Origin of the sequence: Microbacterium foliorum (genome assembly GCF_003367705.1) — a bacterium.
GTDB classification, from domain to species: Bacteria; Actinomycetota; Actinomycetes; order Actinomycetales; family Microbacteriaceae; genus Microbacterium; species Microbacterium foliorum.
Map to the genome: position 1 here is coordinate 2,501,470 of NZ_CP031425.1, position 13,237 is coordinate 2,514,706.

At 72.1% G+C, this 13,237-nt stretch carries 10 protein-coding genes; 4 read left to right on the plus strand and 6 right to left on the minus strand.

Going from position 1 to position 13,237, the window contains the following annotated elements; genetic code table 11:
- Positions 1 to 12: 12 nt before the first annotated feature.
- Complete coding sequence (gene hrpA, locus DXT68_RS11805; RefSeq protein ID WP_045253227.1) at positions 13 to 3,918, plus strand: ATP-dependent RNA helicase HrpA; 3,906 nt, start codon at positions 13 to 15, stop codon at positions 3,916 to 3,918.
- Between the two features lie 9 nt (positions 3,919 to 3,927).
- Entirely contained in the window at positions 3,928 to 4,872 is a 945-nt protein-coding gene (locus DXT68_RS11810; RefSeq protein ID WP_045253226.1) for a quinone oxidoreductase family protein, read from the plus strand.
- Positions 4,873 to 4,881: 9 nt separating this feature from the next.
- Here the strand turns inward: DXT68_RS11810 and DXT68_RS11815 are convergent, their stop codons facing one another.
- The 6 genes from DXT68_RS11815 to DXT68_RS11840 are packed head-to-tail and all read right to left on the minus strand — an operon-like array spanning position 4,882 to position 11,101.
- The gene (locus DXT68_RS11815) at positions 4,882 to 6,024 is read right to left on the minus strand and encodes an LLM class flavin-dependent oxidoreductase (protein ID WP_045253225.1); all 1,143 of its coding nucleotides are present in this window, start codon (positions 6,022 to 6,024) and stop codon (positions 4,882 to 4,884) included.
- Between the two features lie 4 nt (positions 6,025 to 6,028).
- A complete protein-coding gene (locus DXT68_RS11820; protein WP_045253224.1) occupies positions 6,029 to 6,844 on the minus strand; it encodes an ABC transporter ATP-binding protein in 816 nt (271 codons plus the stop codon).
- Positions 6,841 to 7,710 carry an ATP-binding cassette domain-containing protein gene (locus DXT68_RS11825; RefSeq protein ID WP_115760563.1) on the minus strand — a complete coding sequence of 290 codons (870 nt, stop codon included), beginning with the start codon at positions 7,708 to 7,710 and terminating at the stop codon, positions 6,841 to 6,843. The genes DXT68_RS11820 and DXT68_RS11825 overlap by 4 nt, the downstream gene beginning before the upstream one ends.
- Positions 7,703 to 8,554 carry an ABC transporter permease gene (locus DXT68_RS11830; RefSeq protein ID WP_082068840.1) on the minus strand — a complete coding sequence of 284 codons (852 nt, stop codon included), beginning with the start codon at positions 8,552 to 8,554 and terminating at the stop codon, positions 7,703 to 7,705. The genes DXT68_RS11825 and DXT68_RS11830 overlap by 8 nt, the downstream gene beginning before the upstream one ends.
- Entirely contained in the window at positions 8,551 to 9,573 is a 1,023-nt protein-coding gene (locus tag DXT68_RS11835) for an ABC transporter permease (RefSeq protein WP_052677638.1), read from the minus strand. Before DXT68_RS11835 ends, DXT68_RS11830 begins: the two co-directional genes overlap by 4 nt.
- A gap of 7 nt (positions 9,574 to 9,580) precedes the next feature.
- Positions 9,581 to 11,101: an ABC transporter substrate-binding protein gene (locus DXT68_RS11840; RefSeq protein WP_045253223.1), complete on the minus strand. Its 1,521-nt coding sequence runs from the start codon at positions 11,099 to 11,101 to the stop codon at positions 9,581 to 9,583.
- A gap of 121 nt (positions 11,102 to 11,222) precedes the next feature.
- Between DXT68_RS11840 and DXT68_RS11845 the strand changes: the two genes are divergently transcribed.
- Positions 11,223 to 11,948, plus strand: coding sequence for an alpha/beta hydrolase (locus tag DXT68_RS11845; RefSeq protein ID WP_052677637.1), 726 nt, complete (start codon positions 11,223 to 11,225; stop codon positions 11,946 to 11,948).
- Entirely contained in the window at positions 11,945 to 13,237 is a 1,293-nt protein-coding gene (locus DXT68_RS11850) for an O-acetylhomoserine aminocarboxypropyltransferase/cysteine synthase family protein (RefSeq protein WP_045253222.1), read from the plus strand. Before DXT68_RS11845 ends, DXT68_RS11850 begins: the two co-directional genes overlap by 4 nt.

Consider the following 13,237-nt stretch of genomic DNA (forward strand, 5'->3'; position numbering starts at 1 on the left):
GATGGGAGTTCTATGTCCTCCCCCGTCATCTTCTATCCTCCCGAGCTGCCCGTCAGCGCCGCGCGGGACGAGATCGCCGACGCCATCCGCGACAATCAGGTCGTGATCGTGGCGGGCGCGACGGGATCCGGCAAGACCACGCAGCTGCCGAAGATCTGCCTCGACCTCGGCCGTGAGCGCATCGCCCACACGCAGCCCCGCCGCCTCGCCGCCCGCACGATCGCCGAGCGCGTCGCCGAAGAGCTGCAGGTGGAGCTGGGCGGCGTCGTCGGGTACAAGGTGCGCTTCACCGACAAGGTGTCCGACGAGACGCGCATCGCCCTGATGACCGACGGCATCCTGCTCAACGAGATCCACCGCGACCGACTGCTGCGCCGCTACGACACGATCATCATCGACGAGGCGCACGAGCGCTCGCTCAACGTCGACTTCCTGCTGGGCTACCTGGTGCGCATCCTGCCCGAGCGCCCCGACCTCAAGGTGATCATCACCTCGGCGACGATCGATCCCGAGAGCTTCGCCCGGCACTTCGCCACCGCCGCCGGCGAGCCCGCCCCGATCATCGAGGTGTCCGGTCGCACCTTCCCGGTGGAGATCCGCTACCGCGCGCAGACCGACGAGAACGAGGAGACCGGCGAGACCGGCTCCGCGGAGGAGGCCGACGAGGTGACCGCGATCGTCGCGGCGCTGCGCGAGCTCGATCGCGAGGAGCCGGGCGACGTGCTCGTGTTCCTGCCCGGCGAGGCGGAGATCCGCGACGCCGCGGATGCCGTGCGCGGCGCCTACGCGAAGGACCGCTCCCCCACCGAGGTCCTGCCGCTGTACGGGCGCCTGTCGGCCGCCGAGCAGCACCGGGTGTTCGAGAAGAGCCGGGTGGCCGGCGTGCGCAGACGCGTCGTGCTCGCCACGAACGTCGCCGAGACCAGCCTGACCGTGCCGGGCATCCGCTACGTGATCGACACCGGCACCGCGCGCATCTCGCGCTACAGCAGCCGGTCGAAGGTGCAGCGCCTGCCCATCGAGGCGATCTCCCAGGCCTCGGCGAACCAGCGCTCGGGCCGTGCGGGCCGCACGAGCGACGGCATCGCGATCCGTCTCTACAGCGAAGAGGACTTCGACAGGAGGGCGGAGTTCACCGAGCCCGAGATCCTGCGCACCTCCCTCGCCTCGGTCATCCTGCAGATGCTGTCGCTCGGCTTCGGCGACATCACCGCCTTCCCCTTCCTCACCCCTCCCGATTCCCGGGGTGTGAAGGCGGCCGTCGACCTGCTCACCGAGCTCGGCGCCGTCGACGGCGGCGGGGACTCCCCGCGCCTCACCCGCATCGGCCGCGACATCTCGCGCATCCCCATCGACCCGCGTTTCGCCCGCATGCTGATCGAGGCCGGTCGCGCGGGCGGCGCCGCCGTCAGCCGTGACGTGCTCGCGATCGTGGCCGGGATGTCGATCCAGGACGTCCGTGAGCGCCCGTCGCAGGACGCCCCGCAGAGCGTGCGCGACGAGGCCGACCGGATGCACGCGCGGTTCGCCGACCCGACGAGCGACTTCCTCTCGATCCTCAACCTCTGGAACCACCTCAGGGAACAGCAGCGCGAACTCGGGTCGAGCGCGTTCCGGCGACTGTGCCGCTCCGAGCACCTCAACTACGTGCGGGTGCGGGAGTGGTTCGACGTGCACCGTCAGCTGCGCTCGCTGGTCAGGGAGAAGGACACGGGCGGCTCGGGCGCCGCGGATCCGGACGCGATCCATCGCGCGCTGCTCGCTGGTCTGCTGTCGCAGATCGGCATCCTCGACGAGCGCAACAGCGGCAAGGGCGTGGATCCCAAGAAGAAGCGGATGGCGGAGTACCGCGGTGCGCGCGGCATCCGCTTCTCGATCTTCCCCGGTTCCGCGCTGCGCAAGAAGGCCCCGCAGGCGGTCATGGCCGCCGAGATCGTCGAGACGTCGCGCACCTACGCGCGCACGGTCGCCGCGATCGATCCGGCCTGGGCCGAGGCTCTCGCGGGTGACCTCGCCAAGCGTCAGGTCACCGAGCCGCACTGGTCGAAGGATGCCGGCGCCGCCGTCGCCTACGAGAAGGTGACGCTGTTCGGGGTCGAGATCATCCCTCGGCGCCGTGTGCAGTTCGCCCGCATCGACCGCGCCGCGTCGCGCGAGCTGTTCCTCCGGCATGCGCTGGTCGAGGGCGAGTGGGATCCGACGCGCATCGACAAGCGTGTGAGCGCCTTCTGGCGCAGCAACGCCGAACTGCGCCGACGTCTCGAGAAGCTCGAGGAGCGCGAGCGCCGCCGTGACATCCTCGCGGGTGACGAGGCCGTCTTCCGCTTCTACGACGAGCGCATCCCCTCGGACGTGTTCGATGTCCGCTCGTTCGAGACCTGGTGGCGAGAGCAGCTGTCCACCACGCCGAAGCTCCTCGTGATGCGCGAGGCCGACCTGCTCGACGACGACGGTCGCGCCGATCAGAACGAGTTCCCGACCAGATGGACGCAGGGCGACCAGGTGCTCGGCCTCGCCTACCGCTTCGAGCCGGGAGCGGCCGATGACGGCGTGAGCGTCGTCATTCCGCTGCCCCTGCTCGCGCAGATCGAGGATCGCGGCTTCGACTGGCAGGTGCCGGGTCTGCGCGCCGAACTCGTCACGGGTCTGCTGCGCGCGCTGCCGAAGGCGATCCGCCGGCACGTGGTCCCCGCAGCCGACTGGGCCGACAGGTTCGGGGCGGAACTGGTCGGTCACGGCCCCGAATCGCACGGGGGTCTGCCGACGCGCACGCTGAAGGACGCGCTCGCGCGACTGATCCAGCCGCTGGCGAACCAGCTCGTCTCGGCGTCCGAGTTCGAGGACGACCGGGTGCCCGCGCACCTGCGCATGAACTTCCGCGCCGTCGACGAGCGCGGCCGAGTGGTCGCATCCAGTCGCGACCTGGGCGCACTGCAGGCGCAGCTCGCCGACCGGGCGCGCAGCAGCGTCGCCCGCTCGATCGCGGCCCCGCCACGCCGCCCCGGCCCCGCGAAAGGACCGCAGCCGCCCGCCGTCGCCACCTCGATCGAGAAGGACGGCCTCACCGGTTGGACGTTCGGCGAGCTGCCCGAGGTCCTCGACACCCGCGTCGCCGGCGGCGTGGTGCGCGGCTACCCCGCCCTGGTCGACCAGGGCAAGACCGTGTCGGTGCGGGTGGAGTCCACGGCGGATGCCGCCGTGGCCGCCACACGCCGCGGTGTGCTGCGCCTCGTGCTGCTCGGGGTGCCCTCGCCCTCGTCGTACGTGCAGGAGCACCTCACCAGCCAGGAGAAGCTCGCCCTCGCCGCATCGCCCTATCAGTCGGCGGCGGCGCTCATCGAGGACTGCCGGGCCGCGGTGGTGCAGAACGTGATCGATCGCACCGTGCCGGGTGGCATCATCCGCACCGAGGCCGAATTCCAGCGCGTGCGCGAGGCGGTGTCGGCGGCTCTCGTCGACGCGCTGTTCGCGTGCGTGTCGCTCGTCGCGCGCATCCTGACGAAGACGCGCGACGTCGAACGCGGCATCCGCTCGCAGAACTCCCTCGCGCTGCTCGGCCCGCTGAACGACATCCGCACGCAGCTCTCAGGGCTGCTGCACCCGGGGTTCGTCTCCGCGGCGGGCGTCGACCGCCTCGCGCACTTCCCGCGCTACCTCGACGGGATGCTCGACCGGCTGAAGACCCTGGCGAGCGAGCCGGGCAAGGACCGTGCCCGGATGACCGAGTACGAGCGGATGGCGAGTGCGTTCGAGGACGCCGGAGGCGCGATCCCGCTCCCCGCCGATGCGCCGTCCGCACTGGTCGAGACGCGGTGGCTGCTCGAGGAGTACCGCGTGAGCGTGTTCGCGCAGCGACTCGGCACCGCCCAGCCCGTCTCGCCGCAGCGCATCATGAAGGCGCTGTCGACGCGGGGGTAGCCTGGACGCATGGCTCGCGCGATCGTCTATACGGAGTTCGGTTCCCCTGATGTGCTGCACCTGATCGAGGTCCCCGACCCGATCGCGCTCAGCGGCGAGGCGGTGGTGCGCATCGAGGCCGCCGGAGTGAACCCGATCGACGCCAAGCTGCGCAGCGCGAAGCGCCCGTCGCCGCCGATCACCGAGCCGCGGGGTGTGGGCTTCGACGGCGCGGGCGTGATCGACTCCGTCGGCGACGGCGTCGAGACCTTCGGCGTGGGCGACCGCGTGGCGATCCGCGACACGGTCGGCACGTACGCGAGCCACCTCGCCGTCTCGGTCGAGAAGCTCGTCGCGCTGCCCGACTCCGTCACCTCGGCCGAGGGCGCCGGGATCGGCATCCCCGCAGGGACCGCGTTCCAGGCCCTCCGCTCGCTCGGCGTCGCGCAGGGCGACGTGGTGCTCGTGCACGGCGGGTCGGGGTCGGTCGGGCAGGCGGCTGTGCAGTTCGCCGTCGCCTGGGGCGCGACCGTCGTCGCGACCGCCAGCCCTGCGCGGCACGAGCAGCTGCGTGAACTCGGTGCGATCCCCGTCGCCTACGGCGAGGGACTGCTCGACCGCGTGCGCGACGCCGCCCCCGACGGGGTGACGGTGGCACTGGACTGCGCGGGCACCGACGAGGCCATCGAGGTCTCCCTCGAGCTCGTCGCCGACCGCGACCGCATCGCGACGATCGTCCGGGGTCCCGACGCGGCGTCGTTCGGCATCCGCGCCTTCTCCGGCGGATCGCCCGAGCCCCTGACGCCGCAAGAGCTCGAGTGGCGAGCCGAGGCGCTCGCGGCGACCGTCGATCTGCTGGCCACCGGCGACTTCACGATCGAGCTCGGCCCCGAGCTGCCCCTCGCCGAGGCGGCACAGGCCCACGAGCTCGTGGAGTCCGGCGCCGCCTCCGGCAAGATCGTCCTCGTTCCGTAGGGAGCGTGGTCAGGCGACGCGGGTCTCGTCACGTGCGTCGTCACGTGCTGCGCGCGCCTCATCCCGGAGCCGCGCGCCCTCGCGGAGCGCGGGGACGAGCTCGTCTCCCCACTCGCGCACGTCGCCGAGCGGATCGAATCCGCGGATGAGGAAGCGCGTCACACCCAGGTCGTAGTACTTCAGCAGCGCCTCGGCCACCTGCGCGGGCGTGCCCACCGGAGCCGTGGAGTTTCCCGACGGGCCCGTGAGCTTCGTGATCCCCAGCCAGAGGCGCTCGTCGTGCACGTCACCGCGCAGGGCCGCCTGCTGCAGGCGGTCGGCCGACACGGCGTTCTGCTCGCGCTGCAGGGGGCGCGCGAACGACAGGGTGTCGCCGGACTCCCTGTCGCGGATCAGCGCCGCGGTCTCGGCGTGGATCCGGTCGGCCCTCTCCCAGGCCTCAGCTTCGGTGGCGCCGATGATCGGGCGGGTCGAGAGACTGAACTCGACGGTGCGCCCTCGCGCGGCCGCCGCCGCGCGGATCACCCGGATGTTCTCGGCCACCTCGGCCAGCGGCTCACCGAACAGCATGTACACGTCGGCCCCGCCCGCCCCGACGTCGACCGCACCGTCGGAGAGCCCGCCGAAGAAGATCGGGATGCCGGCCTCGGTCGCGGGCTTCACGGCCGAGAAGGCCCCCTGCACGCGATAGAAGTCGCCCTCGTAGTCGAAGGGCTCGTCGGAGGCGAGCGTGCGTCGGAGCACCTCGATGAACTCTCCGGTGCGGCGGTAGCGCTCGGACTTCGCGCTGAAGTCCCCGTCACGACGCTGATCGGCCTCGCTGCCACCGGTGATGTGGTGGATCGCCACCCGTCCGCCTCCGGTCAGGTGGTCGAGGGTGGCGAGCTTGCGCGCGACGACGGTCGGCGCGACGAACCCCGGTCGGTGGGCGATGAGCACCTTCAGCCGTTCGGTCGCGTGCAGCGCCGCGGCCGCGACGGCGAATCCGTCGGGAGAGCTGGCGCTGTAGCCGATCAGCACCCGGTCGAAACCGGATTCCTCGTGCGCGCGGGAGAACTCCCGCACGTACGCGGCGTCGACGACGGGGCCGGAGACCGCCGTCGATTCCGACCCCGCAGTGGTGGCGATCATTCCGAGGATCTCGATGGGCATGGTGTCAGCTCCTGGCGGGGACGGGCGAAGGTCGGTTCGCGGTGGGTGTGTGGATGAGGGGGACGGAGTCGATCAGCAGGCGGGTGTACGGGTGCTCCGGGCGCGAGATCACGCGCCGCGTGGGGCCGTCCTCGACGATGCGTCCGCGGTCGAGCACCACCAGTCGGTCGCTCATGGCGGCGAGCGAGCCGATGTCATGTGAGATGACGAGCATCGCCAGATCGTCGCCTCGCGCGTCGCGCAGAGCGATCAGAGCCTTGACCACGCGGTCACGGCTCGCGGCGTCCAGTGCGCTGACGGGCTCATCGAGCAGCAGCAGGCGAGGTTCGACGACGAGGGCCCTGGCGATCGCGGCGCGCTGCCGCTGCCCGCCGGAGAGGCCGGCGGGCACCCGCGTCAGGAGCTCCTCGTCGAGCCCCACGGCCTCCAACGCCGCCGCGCGACGACGGGTGGCCTCCTGCGCCGAGACCTTCGCGATGCGGAGCCCCTCGACGATCGACTCGGCGACGCGCACCCCGGGGTCGAGCGAGCGGAGGGGATCCTGGAAGACGTACTGCACGACGCCGGCCCGGCGCCAGAGCCGCAGGCCGCGGCCGCGCAGGCGCGTCACGTCGCGGTCGTCGACGAGGATCCGCGAGCCCGCCGCGCTGTCGACCGCGCGCAGCACCGCCCTGGCGAGCGTCGTCTTGCCCGAGCCCGACTCGCCGACGACGCCGACGACCTCGCCGGGGCGCACCGTGAGCGAGATGCGGTCGAGCACGCGGACGGCCCCGTAGTCGACCGACAGATCGTCGAGTCGGAGCAGCGGAGTGCGCGTCATGCGAGGAACCTCTCGAGTCCGTACGCGGCGTGCGCGCTGAGCAGTTCACGGGTGTAGGGGTGGGCGGGCGCCCGGAGCACCCGCGACGTCGCACCGGCCTCGACGACCCGGCCGTCGCGGAACACCTGCACGCGCTCGCAGACCTGTGCGACGACGGCGAGGTCGTGCGAGACCAGGATGAGCGCGAGGTCGCGCTCCCGGCGGAGCCGCCGCAGCAGCTCGAGAAGCTCGGCCTGCACCGTGACGTCGAGAGCGGTCGTCGCCTCGTCGGCGATCAGCACGGCGGGGTCGGCGGCGAGCGCCATCGCGATCAGCACGCGCTGCAGCATGCCGCCCGAGAGCTGCGCGACGCGCTGGCGCAGCACCAGGTCGACGCGGCGGATGCCGAGGTCGCCGAGCAGCTCGCGCGCCCGCGCCCTGGCCCGTCGTCGCGGCACACGGGCGGTCACGCGCAGGGTCTCTTCGAGCTGCGCCCCGACCGGGATCGCCGGGTTCAGATACGAGGCGGGGTCCTGGAAGACCGCGCCGATGCGCGTGCCGCGCACCGGACGCCACTCCCGCTCCCCGGCGTGAGTGAGGTCGAGGCCGTCGATCTGCACCGCGCCCCCGGTGACCGACAGACCTGCGGGGAGGATGCCCAGCAGGGCGCGGCAGGTGAGCGTCTTGCCGCTGCCCGATTCGCCGACGATGCCGAGGGCGTCACCGGGGCGCACCGACACGGAGACGCCCTGCACCAGCTCGGTGCCGTCGGGAGCGCTGACGACCAGGTCGGTGGCGGCGGCGATCGGCGGCCGCGCGAGCGACGCCTCGTCGAACGAGGGCGGCAGCGGCGCGGCCGGGCGCTCGAGGGAACGGAGATCAGACATGCGCCAGACCATCCCTGGCGGCATCCGCCACGAGGTTGAGCGCGCCGACCGTGAGGATGATCGCGAGCGCCGGGGCCACGGGCCCCCACGGGCGCTGACCGAGGTAGCCGAGGTCGCTCGACAGCATCCCGCCCCAGGTGGGTGCCGGCGGCTGCACCCCGATCCCGAGAAAGGTCAGCGAGGCGACGGCCAGCAGCGCCCCGCCGAGGGCCGAGACCGACGCGACCACGAGCGTCGGTGCCACGTGACGCCAGACATGACGACTCAGGATCCACCACGCGGACGCCCCGAGATAGCCGGCCGCATCGATGTACTGCGAATCCCGCACCCGCAGGGTCGCGGCACGCGCGATGCGGAAGAAGCCGGGCGCGACGAGGATGCCGATGGCCAGCGTCGCCTGCACGAGGCCGTTGCCCAGCAGGGCGGCGAACACGATCGCGAAGAGGATGAAGGGCAGCGCCAGCAGGGCGTCGACCGCCCGCAGCGACAGCCACTCGGCCGCCCGCGGCACGAACACGCTGAGCGCTCCGGGCACCGCGCCGAGGACCAGTCCGATCAGCGCGGCGGACACCGCGCTCAGCAGAGACGCGGGCGCGCCGGCGAACAGTCTCGAGAGCACGTCCCTGCCGAGGTAGTCAGTGCCCAGCAGGTGCGTCAGGCTCGGCTCCTGCAGCGCCGCGGCGGGATTCTGCGCGAGCGGATCCTGAGGCGCGAGCGCGGGGCCGGCCACCGCGAGGATCGCCACGCCGAGCAGGATGACCAGCGCCGCCCTGGTCGCCCATCCCGTGTTCCAGAGTCCGGTGAGCGGTGCGATCCGTCCGGTGCGTGCGGCGAGGGCGGTCATGCGGCACTCCTCTCGGTTCCGGCGGTGCGGGAGATCACGACGTTGAGGATCGCGCCCACCACGACGATGACCGCGATCGTGACGAGCAGGACCCCCTGTACGACGGGGACGTCACCCTGCAGCGCCGCCCGGTTCGCGAGTTGGCCGAGACCGGGCATCCCGAAGATCACCTCGGTGATCACCGCGCCGCCGACCAACCGCGGCGCATGCACGCCCAGCGCCGAGAGGGCCGGGCCCGAGGCGATCGGCAGCGCATGCCGGAACACGATGCGCCCAGGCCCGAGCCCGTGCACGCGGGCGCCGACGATGAAGTTCTCGCCGAGGGTGCCGACGAGCGAGGTGCGCAGCTGTCGGGCGATGTCGGCCCCGGCGTCGAGGCTGAGCGCCACCGACGGCAGGACCAGGCACGTCAGCCAGGCCGCGATGCTCCTCTCCGGCGGCGTGTACCCGGCCACGGGGAACACGGGGATCGCGTAGGAGAACAGCAGGATGAGGCCGATCGCGGCCACGAACGCGGGAACGGTCGCGGCGACCGTGCTGAGCAGGGTGATCACCCGGTCGATCGCACCCCCGCGGGTCACCGCGGCGAGCACGCCGCCGAGAAAGCCGAAGACGAGGGCGACCAGGGTGGCGCCCGCCGCGATCGACAAGCTCACCGGGAACGCCTGCGCGATGCTGTCCCCCACGGGGATGGTGGTGAACCACGAGTTCCCGAGGTCGCCGCCGATCGCGCCTCCGATCCAGTCGACGTAGCGCACCAGGAACGGCCGGTCGAGACCGAACTGGTGATTCAGCCGATCGACGTCGGCCTGCGTCGCGACCTCGCCGAGGGCGACGGCCGCGGGGTCCGATCCGCTCGCCGCTCCGAGTGCGAAGGTCGCGAACGTCGCGAGGACGAAGACCGTGACCGCCGTGAGCAGCGTCGCGACGACCGAGCGGAGCACCGGCCACGGTGTGCGAGGCGCGGTGGCCTCGTCGATGTCGGGCGCGCGGGGCGCCTCGGCGGTGGTGGTCGTCATGGTCGTCTCAGCCGTCGACCTTCACGTCTTCCCAGCGCTGCACGTCGAGCCAGTGCTGGATGCCGGTCACCGTCTCGGGGTGCACGAGGATGCGCGGCCAGCTGAACAGGAAGGTGTTGGGCTGCAGCCTCACGCCCACCTCGACGGCGTCCTGCACCTTCTGCGCGTAGTCGTCGGCGTCGGTGGGCGTCGCCCTGGCCGCGTCGATGGCCGCGGTGAGCTCCGGAGGCGTCTGACGTCCGAGGTTCATCAGTCCCTCGGCGCCGTACAGCACCTCGAGCCCCTGCAGCGGAGACTGGCGTCCCGAGTAGCTGTCGAGCACGAAGGGCAGCGTGCGCTGCACGTAGTTCTGTGCCACGGCTGCCGCCGGCAGCACGTCGAGCGTGACGTCGATGCCGGCCTTCGCCCACTGGGCCTGCAGCACCTCGGCGAGCGCGGTGTCGTCCTCGGTGAGCGAGAGGGTGATCGTGAGTCCGTCCGGATATCCGGCCTCGGTCAGCAGCTGCTCCGCGGCGTCGAGGTCGTACGGGTACAGATCGTCGAGCTCGGGGCTGTGCGCGACGTATCCGTCGGGGAAGGGCTGCCAGTTCGGCGTCCCCTGGCCGAAGTACGCCGCGTCCACCAGCGCCTGCCGGTCGGTGGCGTGGCTGATCGCCTGCAGCACTCTCTGGTCGTCGAACGGCGCGACGGTGCTGTTCACGTCGAGCGCCCGCACGGTCAGCGCCTTGATGGTCTCGACCTCGAGATTCGCGGCCTCGGCGCCCTGGACCTGCGCCGGCGGGACGATGGCGACGTCCCACTGGCCCGACGAGACCCCGGCGACGACCGTCGCGGGGTCGGTGACGGGGACGATCGAGAAGTCGTCGATGAAGATGTGGTCGGCGTTCCAGTAGTCGTCGTTCTTCTCGAGATCGGCGTGCGCGTTCGGCACGAACTCGGTGAGGGCGAACGGCCCCGAGCCCTCCGGCTGCGTCGCGAGGGCTCCGACATCGTCGAAGGCCGCGGGATTCACGATGAAGCCCGTCTTGCCGGCGAACAGATAGGGCACCTGGTAGTCCGCCTGGTCGAGATGCACGGTCACGGTCTGCTCGTCGACGACGTCGATGCCCACCACGATGCGCAGCTGCCCCGCAAGCGTCGAGTTCTCCTGATCGCGGCCCCGTTCCAGACTCTGCTTCACGGCATCGGCGGTCACCGGCGTCCCGTCCGTGAACTCGGCGCCCTCCCTCAGGTGGAAGGTGATCGCGGTGCCGTCGTCGCTGTACTCCCAGCTCTCGGCGAGGCCGGGCACGACCTGGCCCTCGGTGTCGAGCTGCGTGAGCCCGTCGTAGACGAGGGCGAGCGCGTGCGTGTCCCATCCGGCCGTCGAGGTCACCGGGTCCCAGCTCGTGGGCAGCGCCCAGCCCCAGGTCAGCGAGGTGGGCCCCGCGGCGTCGGAGGGGGCGGCGGCGGCACCGGCGCATCCGGCCAGGGCGAGGGTGGCGAGAGAGGCGGCGGCGAACAGTGCGGCGCGAGGTCGTCGGGTCATGCAAGCGAAGCTAGGAGCGCGACGACAGGGCCCACAATCCGCTCGGCAGTCGAGCGACACGGACCGCAACACGGCGACACATCGGAACGCGGCCCCGCCCTCCCCGCACAGGATGGGCGGTATGACTTCGACCTCCTCCCCCACGCTGTGGACGCCGTCCGCGCGCGTTCGCGGCAGCCTCGCCGTCGTCACCGGACGCGGCGAGCGCGCCGGCGTGTACGAGCGCTTCGGCCGCCGACTGAGCGCCGACGGCTACACCGTCGCCGTCTTCGAAGGAGATGCGGATGCGGCGAGCGCCTGGCTCGGCGCGGCGACGGACGCCCCGAGGGTCTTCGTCGGCGCGGATGCCGGAGCATCCGCCGTCCTGCATCTCGTCGCGCAGGGCGCGCCGGTCGACGCGGCCGTCATCGCCGGCACCCTGGTGGATGCCGAGCTCGACCTGCCGTCCGCCGAGCAGCGCACCGCGTGCCCGCTGCATCTGGGCGTCCTCGCGGCGGAGGCGACGTCGGTCGACGTCGCGGCGGCCGCACCGCTGCCCGCACCGGCCGATCTCGCGGCCGTGGAGGTTCCGGTGCTCGCCGTCCATGGCGGAGCCGACCCCGTGTCGCCGATCGCCGCCATATCGACCGCGCTTCGCAGCGTGCCCGACCTCGAGATCCTCGAGACCGTCGACGGTCTGCACGACGCTCTGAACGACCAGACGCACCGCAGCGTCGCGGCCGCACTGGTGCAGTGGCTCGAGCGGTTGCGCGGTGGAGACGTCCACGCTCCGATCGTCCGCGCGTACCAGGCGACGGCAGCGAACGCAGCGACGACGGCGGGGACGACGGCGGGGGCGACCGCATGACCGGGTTCTCCACACGCCAGATCCAGGCCGGGTACGTCCCCGCCACTCCGCAGAACAGCGCCGTGCCGCCGATCTACCAGACCGCGGCCTACGAGTTCGGATCGCTCGCCGAGGCCGCCGACCTGTTCGCGCTGCGTACGGCGGGCAACCTCTACAGCCGCAACGCGAGCCCGACCCAGCAGGTGCTCGAAGAGCGCGTCGCGGCGCTCGAGGGCGGCGTGTCCGCGGTGGCGGTGGCCTCGGGTCAGGCGGCGGTCGCGGTGACGCTGCTCGCGCTCGTCGGTCGCGGCGGGCACATCGTCGCCGCCACCCAGCTGTACGGCGGCACGGTCGACCTGCTGCAGGAGACCTTCGACGACTTCGGCATCCCGGTGACCTTCGTCGATCAGGATGACACCGAGGCGTGGCGGGCGGCGATCCGCCCCGAGACGCGGGTGCTCTTCGCCGAGTCGATCGCGAATCCGATCGCGCAGGTCCTCGACATCCGTGCGGTCGCCGACATCGCCCACGCCGCGGGAGTGCCGCTGGTGATCGACAACACCGTGGGCACCCCGTACCTGGTGCGACCGGGCGAGCACGGCGCCGACTTCGTGGTGCACTCCGCGACCAAGTTCCTGAGCGGCCACGGCACATCGCTCGGCGGCGTCGTCGTGGATCTGGGGACGTTCGACGCCGGGCGGGAGCCTGCCCGCTGGCCGCACTTCACCGAGCCGTACGCGCGCGTCGGCGACTTCACGCTGTGGGAGCGGTTCGGCATCGGGCAGGCGTTCGCGGCGCTCGTGAAGTCGAAGTACGTGCACGATCTGGGCCCGTCGCTCTCGCCGTTCAACGCCTGGCAGATCCTGCAGGGCATCGAGACCCTCGATCTGCGCGTGTCCCGGCAGAGCGCCACCGCGCTCGCGCTCGCGCGGCACCTGCAGCAGCATCCGGCCGTCGCGCGGGTGCACCACCCCGGCCTCGAGGGCACCCCCTGGCATGCGCTCGCCGAGCGCTACCTGCCCCGCGGCGGCCCGTCGGTGTTCTCGTTCGACCTCGCTGTCCCCCGCGGCGCCGACACGCACGCGAGCGTCGCCAGGGTGATCGATGCGCTGCGCGTGATCCGTCTCGTGGCGAACATCGGCGATGCCCGCAGTCTCGTGAACCACCCGGCATCCATGACGCACTCCCACCTCACCGCGGCGCAGCGTGAGGCGGCGGGCATCTCACCCACCACCATCCGGCTGTCGGCGGGACTCGAGGACGCGGCCGACCTCATCGCCGACCTCGACCGGGCGCTCGCCCTGACCTGA